The following is a 19,823-nucleotide window of genomic DNA, read 5'->3' as shown; positions in this document are numbered from 1 at the left end:
GGCAGCTGATCCTTCCAACCACTACCGGAGACTTCCCCATGCTGGGCCAGATGCAGAGCCAACCGCTGCTGATTTCCAACCTCATCGTCCACGCCGAGCGCCACCACGGCAGCACCGAGATCGTCTCGCGTCGCGTCGAGGGCGACATCCACCGCAGCAACTGGGCCACGGTGGCGCGCCGCTCGCGTCAGGTGGCCAACGCCATTGACGCACTGGGCGACGTGGGCTTTGGTGACCGGGTGGCCACGCTGGCCTGGAACGGCTACCGCCATCTGGAGCTGTACTTCGGCGTCAGCGGCACGGGCCGCGTGTTGCACACCCTCAACCCGCGTCTGCACCCCGAACAGCTGGTCTGGATCGTCAACCACGCCGAGGACAAGGCGCTGTGCTTCGACATGAGCTTTCTGCCGCTGGTGAAAGCCGTGTGGAGCAAGTGCACCACGGTGAAGCACTGGATCGCCTTGTGCGATGCCAGCGCGCTTCCGGCCGACAGCGGCATCCCCGGCCTGAAGAGCTACGAAGCCTGGATCGGCGCACAGAAAGACAGCTACGCCTGGCCCGAGTTCGATGAGAACAGCGCCTCGAGCATGTGCTACACGAGCGGCACCACGGGCAACCCCAAGGCAGCGCTGTATTCGCACCGTTCCACGCTGCTGCATGCCTATGGCGCAGCGCTGCCGGACGCGCTCGGTTGCTCGGCGCGCGATGCCATCCTGCCGGTGGTGCCGATGTTCCACGTCAACGCCTGGGGCCTGCCGTACTCGGCCGCGGCCGTGGGCTGCAAGCTGGTGTTCCCGGGCGGTGCGCTTGACGGCAAGTCGGTCTATGAGCTGATCGAGGCCGAGGGCGTGACCATGGCCGCCGGTGTGCCCACGGTGTGGCAGATGCTGCTGGGCCACCTGCAGCAGAACGGCCTGAAGTTCAGCACCCTGAAGCGCACGGTGATCGGCGGCTCGGCCTGCCCGCCGGCCATGATCGCCGCCTTCAACGACCTCTATGGCGTGGAGGTGCTGCACGCCTGGGGCATGACCGAGATGTCACCCCTGGGCACGGTGTGCAACCTCAAGAATTCGCAACTGAGCCTGAGCAAGGCCGAGCAGATGCAGGTGCGCCTCAAGCAGGGCCGCACCGTCTTCGGCGTGGACATGAAGATCGTCAACGAGGCTGGCGAGGAACTGCCATGGGACGGCAAGAGCTACGGCGACCTGCTGGTGCGCGGGCCCTGGATCATCGCCAGCTACTTCAAGGGCGAGGGCGGGGACCCGCTGCGCTACGACGCCCAGGGTCATGGCTGGTTCCCCACGGGCGACGTCGCCACCATCGACGCCGAGGGCTTCATGCAGATCACCGACCGCAGCAAGGACGTGATCAAGTCCGGCGGCGAGTGGATCAGCTCGATCGACGTCGAGAACATCGCCATGGCCCACCCCGCGGTGGCCATGGCCGCCTGCATCGGCATGCGCCACCCGAAGTGGGATGAGCGGCCGATCGTGGTGGTGGTGAAGAAGCCGGGTGCCGAAGTCACGCGCGACGAACTGCTGGCGTTCTACGAAGGCAAGATCGCCAAGTGGCAGGTGCCCGACGACGTGGTCTTCGTCGATGCGATTCCGCTGGGCGCCACCGGCAAGATGCAGAAGATGACGCTGCGCCAGCAGCTCAAGGACTACGTGCTGCCGGGGCTCTGAAGCAGCTCGTCGAGCGGCGCGAAACCGCTCGTGTGTCGCCTGGGGGATAGAAGCGCGGGCATTCCCTGAAGCGGGGCGCGCTGTCTCGCTTTACGCTGCCAGCGTTCGTCCTCTTGGGCGACCCATCCAATCAAGGAGACAAGCGATGAAATGGTTCGTGAAGTCGGTGGCCGGTGCCGCCATGCTCGTGGCCGCAGGCGCGGTGCTCGCCCAGGCGGGTGAGACGGTCAAGCTGGTCCGTATCGACCCGCTGACCGGTCTGCTCGGTCCGGTGGGCGTGAGCCAGTTCAAGGGCTATCAGTTCTTTGCCGAGAAGTTCAGCGGCAAGGGCAACCCGGCCGGCGTGAAGTTCGAGATCACTGCGATCGACAACAAGCTCAGCCCGGCGGAAAGCCTCAACGCGCTCAAGGCCGCCATCGACCAGGGCGCACGCTACATCATCCAGGGCAACGGCTCCTCGGTCGCGCTGGCGCTGGTGGACGCGGTGGAAAAGCACAACGCGCGCAACCCGGGCAAGGAGGTGCTCTACCTCAACGACTCGGCGGTCGACCCCGATCTCACCAACAGCAAGTGCAGCTACTGGCACTTCCGCTTCGATGCCGACACCTCGATGAAGATGGAGGCCATGTCCAGCTTCATCGCCACGCAGCCGGACATCAAGAAGATCTACCTGCTCAACCAGAACTACTCGCACGGCCACCAGGTGGTCAAGTTCGCCAAGGAGACCATCGGTCGCAAGCGCCCGGACATCCAGTTCGTGGGTGAGGATCTGCATCCGCTGGCCCAGACGCGCGACTTCGCGCCCTACATCGCCAAGATCAAGGCCTCGGGCGCCGACACCGTGATTACCGGCAACTGGGGTTCCGACCTGTCGCTGCTGATCAAGGCGGCCAACGAGAACGGCTACACCGGCAAGTTCTTCACCTACTACGCCGGTGTCACGGGCACGCCCACCGCACTGGGCAACAACGGTGCCGGCCGTGTCTATCAGATCGCCTACAACCACTACAACATGGGCGGCCAGATGGAGAAGTGGATGAAGGAGTTCAACCAGAAGTACAACGACGACTTCTACACCGGCTCCACGATCCGCATCTTCGAGATGCTGGGTGCCGCCATGGCCAAGGCCAAGTCCACCGACCCGGTGAAGGTCGCCGCCGCCATGGAAGGCCTGAGCGTCAAGAGCTTCAACGGCGAAGTGCAGATGCGCAAGACCGACCACCAGTTGCAGCAGCCGCTGTACATGTCGGTGTGGCAGAAGGCCGATGCCAAGTACCCTTACAGCCCCGAGAAGACCGGCATGACCCTGGCACCGGTGGCGGAGTACCCGAACTATGTGTCGAGCACGCCCACCAGCTGCCAGATGAAACGCCCCTGATCTGAGCTCGCCTCACAAGAGCCCGAAACGGGGTGCCGTCTCGGGCTCTTTCACTTGCACCGACAACGAGGATCCAGGGAATGGAGTTTTTCATCATCTCGATGCTGAACGGCCTGAGCTACGGGCTGTTGCTGTTCATGCTCAGCTCGGGGCTCACGCTGATCTTCAGCATGATGGGCGTGCTCAACTTCGCGCACGCCAGCTTCTACATGCTGGGGGCCTACGTGGGCTACACGGTGGCGCAGTTCGTCGGCTTCTGGCCGGCACTGATCATTGCGCCCATCGTGGTGGGTCTGCTGGGTGCGGTGTTCGAACGCCAGTGCCTGCGCAAGGTGCACAAATTCGGCCACGTGCCTGAATTGCTCGTCACCTTCGGGCTGTCTTACGTCATCGTCGAGATCGTGCAGCTCATCTGGGGCCGCATCGCGGTGGAGTTCCGTCCCCCCGAGGAGCTGCGCGGCCCTGTGTTCACCCTCATCAACCATTCCATCGACGGCCTGCGGCTGGTGTGGGGCGCCGCGCCAGCCGAGTGGTGCAGCGCTGCCGATGCTGCCGTGCGCGTCGTCTGCTCCCCGTTTCCGGCCACGCGTGGCTTCATGATGCTGGTGGCCGTGGTGATGCTGCTGTCGGTCTGGCTGCTGCTCACCCGCACGCGCATCGGCCTGGTGATTCAGGCCGCGCTGACGCACCCTGAAACGGTCGAATCGCTGGGGCACAACGTGCCACGCGTGTTCATGCTGGTGTTTGGCGCCGGCTCGGCGCTGGCCGGGCTGGCCGGTGTCATCGGCGGCAGCACCTTCCTCACCGAACCGGCCATGGCCGCCACCGTGGGCTCCGTGATCTTCGTGGTCGTGGTGGTGGGTGGAATGGGATCGCTTTCGGGCGCATTCGTCGCCTCGCTGCTGATCGGGGTCATCCAGACCTTTGCCGTGGCCTTCGAGTACTCTTTGCTCACGCTGGCCGAGCAGCTGCGCATTCCGTTGTCGGAGGGGCTGCGCAACAACTCCTACATCAAGCTCACGCTGTCGCAGGTGGCACCGATCCTGCCGTACCTGTTCCTCGTGCTCATCCTGATTTTTCGTCCGCGCGGCCTGCTCGGCAAACGCGAGGGCTGATCCATGAACGCACACGTCCAGCCTTCCGCACTTGCCGTGCCCCGCTTCAATGTCTGGCGTTGGGTCATCTGGGGCAGTTTTGCCCTGGTGCTCATCGTTGCGCCCCTGATCTTCAGCAGCGGCCTGGCGCTCACGGTGCTGTCGCAGATGGGCATCGCCATCATCGCGTGCCTGTCCTACAACATGCTGTTCGGCCAGGGCGGCATGCTCAGTTTCGGGCACGCGGTCTACACCGGCCTGGGCTCGTTCGTGGCCATCCACGCGCTCAACCGCGTGACCGAAGGCCTGATGGACATCCCGGTGTCGCTGATCCCGATCGTGGGTGGTGTTGCCGGCATGGGCTTTGCCGCGCTGTTCGGCTATGTCACCACGCGCAAGGCCGGCACCACCTTCGCCATGATCACGCTGGGCCTGGGCGAACTGGTGTTCGCGCTCTCCCTGATGATTCCCGAGTTCTTCGGCGGCGAGGGGGGCGTCTCGGGCGACCGCATGGCCGGCGAGCCTTTCATGGGCATCACCTTCGGGCCGCAACGGCAGGTGTACTACCTGATCGCGCTCTACACCTTCGTCTGTGTGGCCGCCATGTACGCCTTCACGCGCACACCGCTCGGGCGCATGCTCAACGCGGTGCGCGACAACCCCGAACGCGTGGAGTTCGTGGGCTACGACACGCAGAAGGTGCGCTACTTCGCCTTCATCATTGCCGGCTTCTTCGCGGGCATCTCGGGCGGACTGGGCGCGCTCAACTTCGAGATCGTCACCGCCGAGGTCGTGGGTGCCGCGCGCTCGGGTGCCTACCTGCTGTTCACCTTCCTTGGCGGGGCCACGTTCTTCTTCGGCCCCATCATCGGCGGCGTGCTCATGGTGCTGGCCTTCGTGATGCTCTCCGAGCTCACCCAGGCGTGGTTGCTCTACCTCGGGTTGATCTTCCTGTTCATGGTCATCTATGCCCCTGGCGGCTTTGCAAGCCTGATCATGATGAACCTGCGCGTGGCCGCCTTCGGCCGCCTGCGGGAACTCACCGGCAGCTATCTGGCGCTGTTGGCCACCGGGGTGCTGATGCTGGTCGGTGCGTCCGCCATCATCGAGATGATCTACCACCTGCAACTGAGCACCACGCTCGGCGACGAGCTGAATTTCCTCGGCCTGACGCTGCACGCGCGCAGCGCGGCGAGCTGGGGCGGGGCGCTGGTTGCAGCGGTCGTCGGCTTCGTGCTCTTCGAGCTCGCTCGCCGGCGTTTCGCCCGGCGTTGGGGCGCGATCCAGGAGTTCATCGAGAACGCCATGAAACAAAGGGAGAACGCGTGAGCCAGGCCAACCACACCCCCGCGCTGGAGTTGCGGGACCTGCGCAAGAGCTTCGGCAAGACCGAAATCATCCGCGGCGTGAACATGGCCGTGAACCCCGGCGAACGCGTGGCCATCATCGGCCCCAACGGCGCCGGCAAGTCCACCCTGTTCAACCTGATCAGCGGGCGCTTTGCGCCCAGCAGTGGCCAGGTGCTGCTCAACGGTCAGCGCATCGACGGCAAGCGGCCGTTCGAGATCAACCGCGCCGGCCTCTCGCGCAGCTTCCAGATCACCAACATCTTTCCCAAGCTCAGTGTGTTCGAGAACCTTCGCTGCGGCGTGCTCTGGAGCCTGGGTTACAAGTACACCTTCCTGCGCTTCCTGAGCGATCTGCACGATGCCAACGCACGGGCCGAGGAGCTCATGCACATGATCCAGCTCGATCGCAAGCGCGACGTGCTGGCCATGAACCTCACCTACGCCGAGCAGCGGGCGCTGGAGATCGGCATCACCATCGGTGGCGGCGCCAACGTGATCCTGCTTGACGAACCCACCGCGGGCATGAGCAAGAGCGAGACGGGCCGCTTCATCGGCCTGATCCGCGACGTGACCGAGGGCAAGACGCTGCTGACGGTGGAACACGACATGGGGGTGGTGTTCGGTCTGGCCGACCGCATTGCCGTGGTGGTCTATGGCGAGGTGCTGGCCTTCGACACACCGGACGCGGTGCGCGCCAATGCGCGCGTGCAGGAGGCCTACCTCGGCTCGCACGTGGCAGAAACCCAGGGAGCGGAGCACTGACATGTTGAACATCCGCAACCTGCACGCCTACTACGGCAAGAGTCACGTGCTCCACGGCGTCGAGTTCGACGTGCGTCCGGGCGAGATCGTGGCGCTGCTGGGCCGAAACGGCTCGGGGCGTTCCACCACCGCCAAAGCGATCATGGGCCTGGTGGAAAGCCACGGCAGCGTCGACTGGAAGGGCCAGCAACTGGTGGGGCGCAAGGCATACGAAGTGGCACACCTGGGCATCGGCTACGTGCCCGAGAACCGCGACATCTTCCCCACGCTCACGGTGCACCAGAACCTGTTGCTGGGCCAGAAGGGCGCGGGCAAGGGCTCGCGCTGGAGCTTCGACGACATGTACGCCATGTTCCCGCGCCTGAAGGAACGCCAGCACACCGAGGCCGGCGTGCTCTCGGGCGGCGAGCAGCAGATGCTCACGCTGTGCCGAACCCTGATGGGCGACCCGGAACTCATCATCATCGACGAGCCCACCGAGGGCCTGGCGCCCAAGATCGTGGAGCTGGTGGCCGAGTACCTGCAAAAGCTCAAGGCACGCGGCCTCTCGGTTTTGTTGATCGAACAGAAGCTCACCATTGCGCTGAACATCTCCGACCGCACCCTGGTGATGGGCCACGGCAGCATCGTGTTCGAGGGCACACCCGAGGCGCTGAAAGCCGATCCCGCCATCCGCAAGGAGTGGCTGGAGGTCTGACGCGGGCCTGCCCGTTCGGGCAGTCCTGCGGGCGACACGCGGGGCTTGCCGCGGCATCGGTCGAACCTAGAATCGAACGACCGTTCTTTTTCTGGCAGACCCGGCCAACCGGGTCTGCCCGGCGCATTCCAAACCCGAGGAGATTTCATGTCCGCTGAGTACCAGGTCCACGGCGACGTGGCCGTCATCACGCTGAACAACCCGCCCGTCAACGGCCTGGGCCTGGCCACGCGCCAGGGCATCACCGCGGGCCTGGAAAAAGCGCAGGCCGATCCGGCGGTCAAGGCCGTCGTGCTCACCGGCGCCGGCAAAGCCTTTTCGGGCGGCGCCGACATCAAGGAGTTCGGCACGCCCAAGGCGCTGGCCGAGCCCAACCTGCTGAGCGTGATCCTGGCGGTGGAGAACTGCAGCAAGCCGGTGGTCGCGGCCATCCACAGTGTGGCCATGGGCGGCGGGCTGGAGCTGGCGCTGGGCTGCCATTACCGCATCGCCGCACCCGGCTGCAACGTGGCGCTCCCCGAGGTCAAGCTCGGCCTGATCCCCGGCGCCGGCGGCACGCAGCGCCTGCCGCGCGTGCTGGGCGTGGAGGCCGCGCTGAACATGATCGTGAGCGGCGAGCCGGTCAAGAGCGAGATGCTGGCCATGCTGCCGGGCCAGAAGCTGTTCGACAAGATGGCCAGCAGCGCCGAAGCGCTGGCCGCCGAGGCACTGGCCTTCGCGAAGGAAGTGGCCGCCAAACACGCCGACGGCAGCGCGCTGCCGCTGGTGCGCAACCTGCCCTGCAAACACAAGGACGGCGACGCCTACTTCCAGTTCGCGCGCAACATGGTCAAGGGCATGGCGAAGAACTTCCCCGCGCCTGCCAAATGCGTGGACGCCGTTGAAGCCGCCACCAAGCAGAAGTTTGACCAGGGCATGCTCACCGAGCGCGAGATGTTCATCAACCTGATGTGGACGCCGGAGTGCCGCGCGCTGCGCCACTTGTTCATGGCCGAGCGCGCCGCCAGCAAGATCCCCGACGTGCCGGAAGACACGCCGCAACGCAAGATCGAGAAGGTCGCCGTCATCGGTGCCGGCACCATGGGTGGTGGCATCTCGATGAACTTCCTGAACGCGGGCATCCCCGTGACCATCCTCGAGATGAAGCAGGAAGCACTGGACCGCGGCGTGGGCGTCATGCGCGGCAACTACGAGGCCCAGGTCAAGAAGGGCAAGCTCAAGCAGGACAAGCTCGACCAGCGCATGGGCCTGCTCAAGACCACCGTTGACTACAACGACATCAAGGACGCCGACCTCGTGATCGAGGCCGTGTTCGAGGAGATCGGCGTCAAGGAAGCCGTGTTCAAGCAGCTCGACGCCGTGATGAAACCCGGCGCGATCCTGGCGTCCAACACCTCCACGCTGGACGTCAACAAGATCGCCAACTTCACCAAGCGCCCGCAGGACGTGGTGGGCCTGCACTTCTTCAGCCCGGCCAACGTGATGAAGCTGCTGGAGGTGGTGCGCGGCGACAAGACCGGCAAGGACGTGATGGCCACCGTGATGGCCGTGGCCAAGAAGATCAAGAAGACCGCGGTGGTCTCGGGCGTGTGCGACGGCTTCATCGGCAACCGCATGATCGAGCAGTACGGTCGCCAGGGCGGCTTCCTGCTCGACGAAGGCTGCACCCCCGCGCAGGTCGACCGCGCGATCGAGAAGTTCGGCTTCGCCATGGGCCCGTTCCGCATGGGCGATCTGGCCGGCAACGACATCGGCTGGGCGATCCGCAAGCGCCGCTACACCGAAAAGCCCGACATGAAGTACAGCAAGACGGCCGACCTGCTGTGCGAGAAAGGCCGCTTCGGCCAGAAGGTGGGCAAGGGCTGGTACGACTACGTGCCCGGCAAGCGTGATGCGATCCCGAATGCCGAGGTCGAGCAGATGATTGCCGAGCACCGCAAGTCGCTGGGCATCACGCCGCGCAAGATATCCGACGAGGAGATCGTGCAGCGCCTGGTGTTCTCGCTGGTGAACGAGGCCGCGCACATCCTGGAAGAGGGCATCGCCAACAAGGCCAGCGACATCGATGTGGTCTACATCTTCGGCTACGGCTTCCCGGTGCACCGTGGTGGCCCGCTCAAGTACGCCGACGAGGTGGGGCTGTTCAACGTGGTGCAGGCCATGAAGCGCTTCCAGAAGAACCCGCTCGACGACGCGAAGTTCTGGGAGCCCGCGCCCCTCATTCAGCGCCTGGTCGCTGAGGGCAAGAACTTCAACGGCTGATGGCCGCGATCGAATCAGGAGAAATCACATGAGCAACGCCGTCATCGTTTCCACCGCCCGCACGCCGCTCACCAAGAGCTGGAAGGGCGCCTTCAACATGACCCACGGCGCCACCCTGGGTGGCCACGCGGTGCAGCATGCCGTGCAACGCGCCGGCATCGACGCCGCCGAAGTCGAGGACGTCATCATGGGCTGCGCCAACCCCGAAGGCGCCACCGGCGCCAACATCGCGCGCCAGATCGCGCTCAAGGCCGGCATGCCCGTCACCGTCTCGGGCATGACGGTCAACCGCTTTTGCTCCTCCGGCCTGCAGACGATCGCGCTGGCCGCGCAACGCATCATCGCGGGCGAGGGCAGTGTGTACGTGGCCGGTGGCGTGGAAAGCATCTCCTGCGTGCAGCAAGAGATGAACCAGCACATGCTCAAGGACCTCGCGCTGGAGAAGCAGAAGCCCGAGATCTACTGGAACATGCTTCAGACGGCCGAGCAAGTGGCCAAGCGCTACAACATCGGCCGCGACAAGATGGACGAGTACGGCGCCGCCAGCCAGCAAAAGGCCACGGCCGCACTCGAAGCGGGCCTGTTCAAGGCCGAGATTGCGCCCATCACCGTGACCGCGGGCGTGGCCGACAAGGTCATGGGCCTGATCACCAAGCAGGTCACGGTCGAAAACGACGAAGGCATCCGCCCGGGCACCACGTTCGACGCCATCCATGGTCTGCGCTCGGCGCTGCCCGGCGGCCTGGTGTCGGCCGGCAACGCCAGCCAGTTCAGCGACGGCGCTGGCGCCTGTGTGGTGATGGACGAATCGCTGGCCGAAAAGAAGGGCCTCAAGCCGCTGGGCCGCTTTCTGGGCTTTGCGGTGGCTGGTTGCGAGCCCGACGAGATGGGCATCGGCCCCGTCTTCGCGGTGCCCAAGGTGCTGGCCCGCCTGGGCCTGAAGGTCAGCGACATCGACCTCTGGGAACTCAATGAAGCCTTCGCGGTGCAGGTGATCTACTGCCGCGACAAGCTGGGCATCCCGGGCGACCGCCTGAACGTGAATGGCGGTGCCATCGCGGTGGGCCACCCCTACGGCGTGTCGGGCCAGCGCCTCACGGGCCACGCCCTCATCGAAGGCAAGCGCCGCGGCGCCAAGCGTGTGTGCGTGACGATGTGCATCGGCGGCGGCATGGGCGCTGCCGGTGTGTTCGAAGTCCTCTGATCGCGGGGCGCACCATGTCCCTGCGCCCCACCGTCGACTTCCTGCTGCACGACTGGCTTGATGTCCAGTCGCTGCAGCAGCGCGAGCGCTTCGCCGACCACAGCCGCGAGACCTTCGACGCGGTGCTGGACACCTGCGAACGCATTGCGCGCGAGAAGTACGCGCCCTTCAATCGCCTGGTGGACACCCAGGAGCCGCAATTTGACGGCGAGCGCGTGATCCTGCCGCAAGCCACGCACGACGCCTGGCAGGCCTATGCCGAGAGCGGCATGCTCAGTGCCGCGCAGGATTACGACATTGGCGGCATGCAGCTGCCCTACACGGTGGAGGCGGCGGCGAACGCCTTCTTCGCCATGGCGTCGGTGAGCATCGGCGCCGGCATGCTCACCACGGGCAACGCCAACTTGCTGATGGTGCATGGCACCGAGGCGCAGAAACGCGTGTTCGCACTCAACGAGTTCTCGGGGCGTTTTTCCGGCACCATGTGCCTGAGCGAACCGCAGGCGGGCTCGAGCCTGAGCGACGTGGCCACGCGCGCCGTGCCCGATGGCGAGAACTTCGAAGCCGATCCGCTCGGCCCGCGTTTTCGGCTCAAGGGCAACAAGATGTGGATCTCGGCCGGCGAGCACGAGCTGACCGAGAACATCATCCACCTGGTGCTGGCCAAGATCCCGGGTCCCGATGGCAAGCTGCCGCCCGGCGTCAAAGGCATCTCGCTGTTCATCGTCCCCAAGAAGCTGGTCGACACCGACGGCCAGCTCACCGGTGAGCGCAACGACGTGGCGCTCGCCGGCCTGAACCACAAGTGCGGCTGGCGCGGCACCACCAACACGCTGCTCAACTTCGGTGAAGGCAAGTACCCCGTTCGGGGCGGTGCCGGCGCCGTCGGTTATCTCGTCGGCCGCCCCGGTGAAGGCCTGCGCTGCATGTTCCACATGATGAACGAGGCCCGCATCGGTGTCGGCATGGCGGCCACCATGTTGGGTATGGCCGGATACCTGGCCTCGCTCGACTACGCGAAGAACCGCCCGCAAGGCCGCCCGGTCGGTCCCGAAGGCAAGGACCCATCGCGTCCGCAGAGCCGTATCATCGAACACGCCGACGTGAAACGCATGCTGCTGGCGCAGAAGAGCTATGCCGAGGGCGCGCTGGCGCTGGAACTGTACTGCGCCCGCCTGGTGGACGAGCAGCACACCGGCACGCCCGAGGCCGCCGACGAGGCGCGCCTGCTGCTGGAGGTGCTGACCCCCATTGCAAAAAGCTGGCCCAGCGAGTGGTGCCTGGAGGCCAACAGCCTGGCCATCCAGGTGCACGGCGGCTATGGCTACACGCGCGACTTTCCCGTGGAGCAGTACTGGCGCGACAACCGCCTGAACATGATCCACGAGGGCACGCACGGCATCCAGGGCATGGACCTGCTGGGCCGCAAGGTGCTGATGGAAAACGGCCGCGGCCTGCAGCTGCTGGCCGGTCGCATCAACGCCACCATCCAGCGCGCCATCCAGGTGCCCGAACTTGCGGCGCACGCCAACGCACTGGGCAAGGCGCTGCAGGACGTGGGCGCGGCCACCAAAGCCGCCTGGGCCACCGGCAACCCGGCCGAGGCGCTGGCCAACGCCGTGCCCTATCTGCAAGCCTTTGGCCACACCGTGCTGGCCTGGATCTGGCTCGATGTGGCGCTGACCGCGCACGCCGCGCCCGCCAGCCCCGCACGCACCGGCCGCCTGGGCGCCATGCGTTACTTCCTCCACTACGAGCTGCCCAAGACCGGCGCCTGGCTCGCCGTGGTGAGCAGCCGCGACGCCACCTGCGCGGAATTGCCCGAGGAGGCGTTCTGATGTTGCGCCACATCGTGATGTGGAAGCTCAAGGAACAGGCCGAAGGGGCCGACCGCGAGTACAACAAGCGCAAGGCCAAAGCCCTGCTGGAAGCCTGCGCGACGCTGCACCCGGGCACGCTGCAGTTCCAGGTCGGCCTCGCGCAGGACGGCCTGGAGTGCACCTACGACGTGGTGCTCGACAGCACCTTCACCGACCGCGCCGCGCTCGCGGCCTACCAGACCCACCCCGATCACGTGGCCATCAAGCCGTTCATGAAGGCCATCGTGGCCGAGCGGCAGTGCATGGACTTCGAGGTCTGACGCGGCGCCACCGGCGCGACACACGTGCGCCGCCCGAAGGGCCACAATGGCCCGCACGGTTTCCACTCCCACAGACGAGGCAGACAGCACCATGACCCGCACCATCTCCCAACTCTTCGACCTCAAGGGCAAGAACGCACTCATCACGGGCGGCTCGCGCGGCCTGGGCCTGCAGATGGCCCATGCGCTCGGTGAAGTCGGCGCGCGCGTGCTGATCAGCTCGCGCAAGGCGTCCGACCTGGAGGAGGCCACGGCCGAGCTGCAGGCGGCCGGTATCGACGCGCGCTGGATTGCGGCCGATGGCCAGAGCGAGGAAGAGTGCCGCCGCCTGGTGGACGAGACCCTGCAGCGCCTGGGCGACATCGACATCCTTGTCAACAACGCCGGCGCGGCCTGGGGCGCCCCTGCCGAGGACCACCCGGTGGAGGCCTGGGACAAGGTGATGAACCTCAACGTGCGCAGCTACTTCATCCTGAGCCAGGAGGTCGCGCGCCGCAGCATGATCAAGCGCAAGCGTGGCAGCATCATCAACACCGCGTCCATCGCCGGCCTGGGCGGCAACCCGAGCGGCATGAAGACGATCGCGTACAACACCTCCAAGGGCGCGGTCATCAACTTCACCCGTGCCCTCGCGGCCGAATGGGGCGCCCATGGGATCCGCGTCAACGCCATCTGCCCGGGCTTCTTCCCCAGCAAGATGACGCAGGGCACGCTCAAGGCCATGGGCGAAGAAAAACTGGCGGCGCACGCACCGTTGGGCCGCCTGGGCGACGACGAGGACCTCAAGGGCCTGACCGTGCTCTACGCCAGCGACGCCGGCAAACACATCACCGGCCAGTGGATGGCGGTGGACGGCGGCGTCTCGATCATCACCGGAGGCTGAGGATTTGGAATTCTCGGTACGCATCCCCTTCGTCGAACTGCTTGGCTTTCGCCTCCTGCGCATGGACGGCGGCGAGGCCGAGATCGCCTTCGACCCCGCGCCTGAGCACCAGAACTCGTTCGACGTGGTGCACGGTGGCGCCAGCATGACCCTGCTGGACGTGGTGATGGCGCACGCCGCGCGTTCGGTACAGGACGACATGGGCTGCGTCACCATCGAGATGAAGACCAGCTTCATGCGTGCCGCCAAGGGCCCGTTGCTGGCGCGCGGCAAGCTGCTGCACCGCACGGCCACCATGGCGTTCACCGAAGGCAGCGTGTTCGATGCCAGCGGCAAGTTGTGCAGCCACGCCACCGGCACCTTCAAGTACGTGCCGCGCCTGCCCGTCGGGCCGGGCAGCACGCAAGCCCTCAACCGCATCTCGACGGACTGAACCCATGAGCGATGAACTGCCCGTGGCCCTGGTGACCGGTGCGGCGCGTGGCATCGGCCTCGCGATCGCGCGGCTGTTCCTGCAACGTGGCCACCGCGTGGCCTTGCTCGACAACGACGAAGCCACGCTGGTCAAGGCCGAGGCCGCGCTGCGCCACGAAGGCTTTGGCGAGCCGCTGGCCATGGCGGTGCCGGCCGACGTGTCGCACCCGCAGCAGGTGGACGCGGCGGTGGCGCGAACGCTGGCGCATTTCGGTCGCATCGACGCGTTGGTGAACAACGCCGGCGTGGCGGTGTTCAAGCCCATCGGCGAGACCACTTTTCACGAATGGCGCCATGTGATGGCGACCAACCTGGATGGTGCCTTCCTGATGACGCAGGCGGTGGTGCCGGTGATGCTGGAAGAGGGCGGCGGTGCTGTTGTCAACATCGCCTCCATCTCGGGCCTGCGCGCCAGCACGCTGCGTGTGGCGTATGGCACCAGCAAGGCGGCACTCATCCACCTCACGAAGCAGCAGGCGGTGGAGTACGGCAATGCCGGCATCCGTGTGAACGCGGTGGCGCCCGGGCCCGTGGAAACCGCCATGGCCGCGGCCGTGCACACGCCCGCGATTCGCGCCGACTACCACGACAGCATTCCGCTGGCGCGCTACGGCAGCGAGGAAGAGATCGCCGAGGCGGTGTTCTTTCTCTGCAGCCCGCGCGCCAGCTACATCAACGGCCAGACGCTCGCGGCCGACGGGGGCTTCGACGCCGCCGGCGTGGGCCTGCCGACCCTTCGCAAGACCTGAACCCGATCACGGAGACAACCATGCCCACCAACCGACAGATCCTGCTCGACAACCGCCCCAAGGGTGAGGCCACGGTCGACAACTTCAAGCTGGTCACCACCGAGACCCCGTCGCTCAAGGACGGCCAGGTGCTGGTGCGCCACCACTTCCTGAGCCTGGACCCGTACATGCGCGGCCGCATGAACGACAGCAAGAGCTACGCCGCCTCGCAACCGCTGGGCGAGGTGATGATCGGCGGCACCGTCGGCGAGGTGGCCGAGTCGAAGCACCCGAAATACGCCGTGGGCGACAAGGTGGTCGGCATGGGTGGCTGGCAGGAGTACAGCGTGGTCGACGCCAACCAACCCGGCGCGCTGCGCAAGGTCGACACCACCCACGTGCCACTGAGCCACTACCTCGGCGCCGTGGGCATGCCCGGTGTGACGGCCTGGTACGGCCTCGTGAAGATCATCAACCCCAAGGCCGGCGACACCGTGGTGGTAAGCGCCGCCACCGGCGCCGTGGGAAGCGCCTTCGGTGCGCTGGCCAAGGCGCGCGGCTGCCGCACGGTGGGCATTGCGGGGGGCCCTGAGAAGTGCAAGTACGCGGTGGAGGAGCTGGGCTTTGACGCCTGCATCGATTACCGCCAGCACAAGGACATGTACTCGCTGGCCAAGGCCTTGAAGGAAGCCTGCCCGAACGGCATCGACGGCTACTTCGAGAACGTGGGCGGCATGATTCTGGACGCCGTGCTGCTGCGCATGAACGCCTTCGGCCGTATCGCCGTGTGCGGCATGATCGCCGGCTACGACGGTCAGCCCCTGCCGCTGGCCAACCCGGCGCTGATTCTGGTGAACCGTCTCAAGGTCGAGGGCTTCATCGTCAGCGAGCACATGGAAGTCTGGCCCGAGGCACTCACCGAACTCGGCACGCTGGTGGCCACCGGCAAGCTGCGTCCACGCGAAACGGTGGCGCAGGGCATTGCGTCGGCACCGGAAGCCTTCCTCGGCCTGCTCAAAGGAAAGAACTTCGGCAAGCAGTTGGTGAAACTGGTGTAACCCCCCGCGCCGCCTGCGGCGTCACCCCCCAGGGGGCGCCACCTGCGGCCCGGCAAAGCCGGTTCCGCGGTGGCCCGCGATAGGAGAAGGCATGACCGTGACACACGAGGTCTTCAACCAGCCTGCGCCGCTGGTGGACGTGAACCTGTTCGAGACCAACCGGCCGCTGCAGGCCGCGCTGGCCTTCAACGCGCCGGGGCTGGACACCTCGGCGCTGCGCGATCTCGGGCGCCTGGTCGGCAGCGGTGAATACCAGGCCCATGCCCGGCTGGCCAACGTGTTCACGCCGCAGCTCAAGACGCACAGCCGCTTTGGCCACCGCATCGACCAGGTGGAATTCCACCCGAGCTACCACGCGCTCATGACCGCGGCGGTGGGCGCGGGCCTGCACGGCAGCGCCTTTGCGCCCGATGAACAGGCCAGCGGCACCGCGCACCTGCGCCGCGCGGCCGGCTTCATGCTCTTCACCGAGCTTGAGCCCTCGATGCTGTGCCCGATCTCGATGACCTATGCGGTGACACCTGCGCTGCAGGACAACGCCGCGATCTACCGCGACTGGGCGCCCCAGCTCACCAGCCGCCGCTACGACCCGACGCTCACGCTGTGGCGCGACAAGCCCGGCGTGACCATGGGCATGGGCATGACCGAAAAGCAGGGCGGCTCGGACGTGCGCGCCAACACCACGCGCGCCGAGGCCGACGGCAGCGACGCCTGGGGCCAGCGCTTCAAGGTCACCGGCCACAAATGGTTCTTCTCGGCGCCCATGTGCGACGCGTTTCTGATCCTGGCGCAGACCGCGAGCGGATTGAGTTGCCTGTTTCTGCCGCGCGTGCTGCCCGACGGATCGGTCAACGCGATCCTCATCCAGCGCCTGAAGGACAAGCTGGGCAACAAGGCCAACGCCAGTTCCGAGGTGGAATTCCACGGCGCCAGCGCCTGGCTGGTGGGCGAGGAGGGCCGCGGCGTGCCGCAGATCCTGGCCATGGGCACGATGACGCGGCTCGATTGCGCGCTGGGGACCAGCGGTCTCATGCGCCAGGCGCTGTCCATCGCGCTCAACCACACGGCGCAGCGCAAGGCCTTCGGCAAACTGCTCATCGACCAGCCGCTGATGAAGAACGTGCTGGCCGACCTGGCGCTGGAGAGCGAGGCGGCCACCGCGCTGGCGCTGCGCCTGGCGCGTGCCTTCGACCGCCCGGACGACCCGCACGAAGCCGTGATGGCGCGCCTGCTCACACCCGTGGCCAAGTTCTGGATCTGCAAGCGCGGCAGCCACTTCGCGCAGGAAGCCATGGAATGCCTGGGCGGTAACGGCTATGTGGAAGAGGGCGGCGAAGGCATCATGGCCCGCATTTACCGGGAGATGCCGCTCAACTCCATCTGGGAAGGTGCGGGCAACATCATGGCGCTCGATCTGTTGCGCGCCATCCGCAAGGCCGACGCCGCCGCGGCGCTCGCGCAGGAGCTGGCGCCGGCCAAGGGCATGCACGCTGCTCTCGACCACCTGGCGGCCCGCCTTCCACTGCGTGTGGAGGAAATGGCCACCGAGATGGAGGCGCGCCGGCTGGCGCAAGACGTTGCCCTGGCCGTGCAGGCCGCACTGCTTGCGCAGACCGCGCCCGCCGCGGTGTTCCATGCGTTCTGCGATTCGCGCCTCGGTGGCCATTGGGGGCACAGCTTCGGCTCGCTTTCGTCGGGCACCGAGGTTGACGCCATCATCGACCGGGCCATGCCGCGCTGAGCTTCAGGCAAACGGCCATGCACGCCACCACCATGCACGATCTGATCCTTCACCACTACCCCATGTCGCCTTTCGCCGAGAAGGCCCGTCTCATGCTCGGCCTGAAGGACCTGGCCTGGCACAGCGTGCACATACCGGCGGTGATGCCCAAACCCGACGTGATCGCCCTCACGGGCGGCTACCGCAAGACCCCATTGCTGCAGATCGGTGCCGACATCTACTGCGACACCGCGTTGATTGCCGACGTGCTGGAGCACCGCGTGGCCGAGCCGCCGCTGTTCCCGCCGCACGCGCGCGGGCTGTCACGCGCCGTGGCGCAGTGGGCCGATTCGTCGCTGTTCTGGGCCTCGATGGGATACACCCTCAGCCCCAAGGGCGCCAAGGCGTTGTTTGGTGACAGCCCGGACCAGGGCCAGGCCTTTGCCAGCGACCGCGCCGCCATGCGCCAGAACATGACGCTGCTGCGCCCGGCCGACGCCACCAGCGCCTACCGCAGCTACCTGCGCCGCCTGGCCAACATGCTCGACGATCAGCCCTACCTGCTGGGTGAAGTGCCCTGCATCGCCGATCTGGCCGCGTACCACCCGCTGTGGTTCACCCGCACGCTCAATGCCGGCATGGCCAGCATCCTGGATGCCACCCCCGACGTGCTGGAGTGGATGGACCGCATCGCGACGATCGGGCATGGCCATCCGCAGCGCATGAAGAGCGAGGACGCGATCGGCATTGCGCACGCGGCCACGCCGGAGCCCCTCAAGCCGGGCGAGGTGTTCCAGGACGATCACGGCATCGCGCTGGACAGCCGCGTCACCATCGCGGCCGAGGCCTTCGGCACCGAGACCAGCGAGGGTGTGCTGCTGGCCGCCACCCGCACGCGCTACACCATCGAGCGCCATGACGAGCGCGCCGGCACGGTGCATGTGCACTTCCCGCGCGTGGGCTACGTGCTGCGCGAAGTCAAGGCATGAGTGCCGCGCTCACCTGGCGCTGCCTGCCTTTCGACGACTTGTCTCCACGGGCGCTCTACGATCTGCTGCGCCTGCGCACCGACGTGTTCGTGATCGAGCAGAACTGCGTGTTCCAGGACATGGACGGTGCCGACCCCGACTGCCACCACCTGCTCGGCGAACGCGAAGGCAGGCTCCTGGCCTACGCCCGGCTGGTACCCGCGGGCCTGAAGTTCGCCGAAGCCAGCATTGGCCGCGTGGTGAGCGACCCGGCCACCCGGGGAACAGGCATGGGTCATGCGCTGATGCGCGAGGCGATCTCGCATGTGCACAGGCGTTGGGGCCAGCAGCCCATCCGCATCGGTGCACAGGCGCACCTGCAAGGTTTTTACCGGCAGCACGGCTTCGAGCCTGCTGGCCCGATCTACGTCGAGGACGGCATCGATCACATCGAAATGCTGCGCCGCTGAGCTTTCAACACATGGAGACAACAGGATGATCGACAACTTCCAGGGCAAGACCGCGGTGCTCACCGGCGCGGGCTCCGGTTTCGGGCTTGAATGCGCGCGCATCGGTGCGCAACTGGGCATGAACCTCGTGCTGGTGGATGTGCAGGGCGATGCGCTCGCCAGCGCCGAGGCCGAGATGAGGGCTGCTGGTGCCAACGTGCTCGCCCGCCGCGTGGACGTGTCCGACGCCGCGCAGATGGAGGCGCTGGCCGCCGATGTGATGGCCACCTTTGGCGCGCCGAACTTCGTCTTCAACAACGCGGGCGTGGGATCGGCGGGCCTGATCTGGGAAAACTCGGTCAAGGACTGGGAATGGGTACTCGGTGTGAACGTGTGGGGCGTGGTTCACGGTGTGCGCCTGTTCACGCCCATGATGCTGGCCGCCGCCAAGGCCGACCCGGCCTGGCGCGGCCACATCGTCAACACCGCCAGCATGGCCGGCCTGCTCACACCGCCCAACATGGGCATCTACAACGTGAGCAAGCACGCGGTGGTGGCGCTGACCGAAACGCTCTACCAGGACCTGCGCCTGGTCACCGATCAGATCGGCGCCAGCGTGCTCTGCCCCTATTTCGTGGCCACCGGCATCAGCCAGAGCCACCGCAACAAACCCGCCGCCATGGCCGACGAGAAGCCCACGAAGAGCCAGCTCATCGGCCAGGCCATGACCGACAAAGCGGTCAGCTCGGGGCGGGTCACGGCGGCCGAGGTGGCGCAGGCGGTGTTCAATGCGCTGCGCCAGGACCAGTTCTACATCTACAGCCACCCCAAGGCGCTGGGCAACGCGCGCTCGCGGTTCGACGCCATCGTGGCCGGCACCAATCCGCCCGACCCGTTTGCCGAACGGCCCGAGATCGGCCAGCAGTTGCGCCAGGCGTTGCGCGCCGGCTGATCCACCCCACGCACAGGGCA

General features: G+C 66.4%; 18 protein-coding genes. All 18 read left to right on the top strand.

The annotated features are described in order from the left end of the window. Positions 1–38 precede the first annotated feature (38 nt). The 18 genes from M3149_RS05960 (at position 39) to M3149_RS05875 (ending at position 19,803) form a co-directional block, all read left to right on the top strand. A complete protein-coding gene (locus tag M3149_RS05960; RefSeq protein WP_251708415.1) occupies positions 39–1,685 on the top strand; it encodes a 3-(methylthio)propionyl-CoA ligase in 1,647 nt (548 codons plus the stop codon). Between the two features lie 145 nt (positions 1,686–1,830). After that, positions 1,831–3,063, top strand: coding sequence for a branched-chain amino acid ABC transporter substrate-binding protein (locus M3149_RS05955; protein WP_251708414.1), 1,233 nt, complete (start codon positions 1,831–1,833; stop codon positions 3,061–3,063). 80 nt (positions 3,064–3,143) lie between these two features. Further along, complete coding sequence (locus M3149_RS05950; RefSeq protein ID WP_251708413.1) at positions 3,144–4,178, top strand: branched-chain amino acid ABC transporter permease; 1,035 nt, start codon at positions 3,144–3,146, stop codon at positions 4,176–4,178. A 3-nt stretch (positions 4,179–4,181) separates the two neighbouring features. Then, positions 4,182–5,486 (top strand): branched-chain amino acid ABC transporter permease, encoded by a 1,305-nt coding sequence (locus tag M3149_RS05945; protein ID WP_251708412.1) that lies wholly within the window; start codon positions 4,182–4,184, stop codon positions 5,484–5,486. Further along, positions 5,483–6,268 carry an ABC transporter ATP-binding protein gene (locus M3149_RS05940; RefSeq protein ID WP_251708411.1) on the top strand — a complete coding sequence of 262 codons (786 nt, stop codon included), beginning with the start codon at positions 5,483–5,485 and terminating at the stop codon, positions 6,266–6,268. The genes M3149_RS05945 and M3149_RS05940 overlap by 4 nt, the downstream gene beginning before the upstream one ends. Position 6,269: 1 nt before the next feature. Next, the gene (locus tag M3149_RS05935; protein WP_251708410.1) at positions 6,270–6,965 is read left to right on the top strand and encodes an ABC transporter ATP-binding protein; all 696 of its coding nucleotides are present in this window, start codon (positions 6,270–6,272) and stop codon (positions 6,963–6,965) included. Positions 6,966–7,112: 147 nt separating this feature from the next. After that, positions 7,113–9,227, top strand: coding sequence for a 3-hydroxyacyl-CoA dehydrogenase NAD-binding domain-containing protein (locus M3149_RS05930; protein WP_251708409.1), 2,115 nt, complete (start codon positions 7,113–7,115; stop codon positions 9,225–9,227). A 28-nt stretch (positions 9,228–9,255) separates the two neighbouring features. Beyond that, a complete protein-coding gene (locus tag M3149_RS05925; protein ID WP_251708408.1) occupies positions 9,256–10,431 on the top strand; it encodes an acetyl-CoA C-acyltransferase in 1,176 nt (391 codons plus the stop codon). Between the two features lie 14 nt (positions 10,432–10,445). Then, entirely contained in the window at positions 10,446–12,269 is a 1,824-nt protein-coding gene (locus tag M3149_RS05920) for an acyl-CoA dehydrogenase (RefSeq protein WP_251708407.1), read from the top strand. Next, the gene (locus tag M3149_RS05915) at positions 12,269–12,571 is read left to right on the top strand and encodes a Dabb family protein (RefSeq protein ID WP_251708406.1); all 303 of its coding nucleotides are present in this window, start codon (positions 12,269–12,271) and stop codon (positions 12,569–12,571) included. Before M3149_RS05920 ends, M3149_RS05915 begins: the two co-directional genes overlap by 1 nt. A gap of 91 nt (positions 12,572–12,662) precedes the next feature. Beyond that, positions 12,663–13,454 (top strand): SDR family oxidoreductase, encoded by a 792-nt coding sequence (locus tag M3149_RS05910; RefSeq protein ID WP_251708405.1) that lies wholly within the window; start codon positions 12,663–12,665, stop codon positions 13,452–13,454. Positions 13,455–13,458: 4 nt separating this feature from the next. Next, positions 13,459–13,887 (top strand): PaaI family thioesterase, encoded by a 429-nt coding sequence (locus M3149_RS05905; RefSeq protein WP_285886581.1) that lies wholly within the window; start codon positions 13,459–13,461, stop codon positions 13,885–13,887. Positions 13,888–13,891: 4 nt separating this feature from the next. Next, complete coding sequence (locus M3149_RS05900) at positions 13,892–14,677, top strand: SDR family NAD(P)-dependent oxidoreductase (RefSeq protein ID WP_251708404.1); 786 nt, start codon at positions 13,892–13,894, stop codon at positions 14,675–14,677. Positions 14,678–14,697: 20 nt separating this feature from the next. Then, positions 14,698–15,714, top strand: a complete 1,017-nt coding sequence (locus M3149_RS05895) for an NADP-dependent oxidoreductase (protein ID WP_251708403.1) — start codon at positions 14,698–14,700, stop codon at positions 15,712–15,714. Positions 15,715–15,805: 91 nt separating this feature from the next. Next, positions 15,806–17,455 carry an isovaleryl-CoA dehydrogenase gene (locus M3149_RS05890; protein WP_251708402.1) on the top strand — a complete coding sequence of 550 codons (1,650 nt, stop codon included), beginning with the start codon at positions 15,806–15,808 and terminating at the stop codon, positions 17,453–17,455. A gap of 32 nt (positions 17,456–17,487) precedes the next feature. Next, positions 17,488–18,423: a glutathione S-transferase family protein gene (locus M3149_RS05885; protein ID WP_251708558.1), complete on the top strand. Its 936-nt coding sequence runs from the start codon at positions 17,488–17,490 to the stop codon at positions 18,421–18,423. Beyond that, the gene (locus M3149_RS05880; RefSeq protein ID WP_251708401.1) at positions 18,420–18,872 is read left to right on the top strand and encodes a GNAT family N-acetyltransferase; all 453 of its coding nucleotides are present in this window, start codon (positions 18,420–18,422) and stop codon (positions 18,870–18,872) included. Before M3149_RS05885 ends, M3149_RS05880 begins: the two co-directional genes overlap by 4 nt. A 25-nt stretch (positions 18,873–18,897) precedes the next feature. Continuing rightward, a complete protein-coding gene (locus M3149_RS05875; RefSeq protein ID WP_251708400.1) occupies positions 18,898–19,803 on the top strand; it encodes an SDR family oxidoreductase in 906 nt (301 codons plus the stop codon). Positions 19,804–19,823 lie beyond the last annotated feature (20 nt).

Source organism: Hydrogenophaga intermedia (assembly GCF_023715105.1).
Lineage (GTDB): Bacteria > Pseudomonadota > Gammaproteobacteria > Burkholderiales > Burkholderiaceae_C > Hydrogenophaga > Hydrogenophaga intermedia_A.
Note: the sequence above shows the minus strand (reverse complement) of the source record. Positions and strands in the feature narration are given on the sequence as shown.

Coding starts and splice junctions, on each gene's coding strand:
- M3149_RS05960 (WP_251708415.1), top strand. CDS start 39: ATGCTGGGCCAGATGCAGAGCCAACCGCTGCTGATTTCCAACCTCATC.
- M3149_RS05930 (WP_251708409.1), top strand. CDS start 7,113: ATGTCCGCTGAGTACCAGGTCCACGGCGACGTGGCCGTCATCACGCTG.
- M3149_RS05880 (WP_251708401.1), top strand. CDS start 18,420: ATGAGTGCCGCGCTCACCTGGCGCTGCCTGCCTTTCGACGACTTGTCT.
- M3149_RS05920 (WP_251708407.1), top strand. CDS start 10,446: ATGTCCCTGCGCCCCACCGTCGACTTCCTGCTGCACGACTGGCTTGAT.
- M3149_RS05885 (WP_251708558.1), top strand. CDS start 17,488: ATGCACGATCTGATCCTTCACCACTACCCCATGTCGCCTTTCGCCGAG.
- M3149_RS05900 (WP_251708404.1), top strand. CDS start 13,892: ATGAGCGATGAACTGCCCGTGGCCCTGGTGACCGGTGCGGCGCGTGGC.
- M3149_RS05915 (WP_251708406.1), top strand. CDS start 12,269: ATGTTGCGCCACATCGTGATGTGGAAGCTCAAGGAACAGGCCGAAGGG.
- M3149_RS05955 (WP_251708414.1), top strand. CDS start 1,831: ATGAAATGGTTCGTGAAGTCGGTGGCCGGTGCCGCCATGCTCGTGGCC.
- M3149_RS05925 (WP_251708408.1), top strand. CDS start 9,256: ATGAGCAACGCCGTCATCGTTTCCACCGCCCGCACGCCGCTCACCAAG.
- M3149_RS05950 (WP_251708413.1), top strand. CDS start 3,144: ATGGAGTTTTTCATCATCTCGATGCTGAACGGCCTGAGCTACGGGCTG.
- M3149_RS05890 (WP_251708402.1), top strand. CDS start 15,806: ATGACCGTGACACACGAGGTCTTCAACCAGCCTGCGCCGCTGGTGGAC.
- M3149_RS05875 (WP_251708400.1), top strand. CDS start 18,898: ATGATCGACAACTTCCAGGGCAAGACCGCGGTGCTCACCGGCGCGGGC.
- M3149_RS05910 (WP_251708405.1), top strand. CDS start 12,663: ATGACCCGCACCATCTCCCAACTCTTCGACCTCAAGGGCAAGAACGCA.
- M3149_RS05895 (WP_251708403.1), top strand. CDS start 14,698: ATGCCCACCAACCGACAGATCCTGCTCGACAACCGCCCCAAGGGTGAG.
- M3149_RS05945 (WP_251708412.1), top strand. CDS start 4,182: ATGAACGCACACGTCCAGCCTTCCGCACTTGCCGTGCCCCGCTTCAAT.
- M3149_RS05935 (WP_251708410.1), top strand. CDS start 6,270: ATGTTGAACATCCGCAACCTGCACGCCTACTACGGCAAGAGTCACGTG.